The 336-nt window shown below is 42.6% G+C and carries 1 protein-coding gene; it reads left to right on the top strand.

Going from position 1 to position 336, the window contains the following annotated elements:
• The coding region (locus tag Q3F21_RS27260) for an IS3 family transposase (protein WP_340259742.1) at positions 1 to 320 on the top strand (320 nt) is incomplete at its 5' end.
• Between the last annotated feature and the right edge of the window lie 16 nt (positions 321 to 336).

The following is a 336-nucleotide window of genomic DNA, read 5'->3' as shown; positions in this document are numbered from 1 at the left end:
ATTTACGTCAGATTCAGTGGTTTCATACTGACCGTGGCAGCGAGTTTAAAAATCAAAAGATAGACGAACTTCTGGAGACGTTTGAAATCGGCCGATCCCTAAGTACGAAAGGCTGTCCATACGACAACGCTGTGGCTGAAGCCACTTACAAAATCATAAAAACAGAGTTCGTGAACCAGATGAACTTCCAGAGTCTTCGTCATCTGGAACTGGAATTGGACGATTACGTTAATTGGTTCAACAAGCATCGCATTCATGGGACATTAGGCTATATGACGCCTGTTCAGTATCGCCAAGAAGCCCTTAAAATAGTTGTCTGATTTACTGTTGACAATC

The organism is Brevibacillus borstelensis, from assembly GCF_037834415.1.
Taxonomy (GTDB): domain Bacteria; phylum Bacillota; class Bacilli; order Brevibacillales; family Brevibacillaceae; genus Brevibacillus; species Brevibacillus borstelensis_A.
The sequence above is the reverse complement of the archived record's forward strand: the minus strand, read 5'-3'. Positions and strand labels throughout refer to the sequence as shown.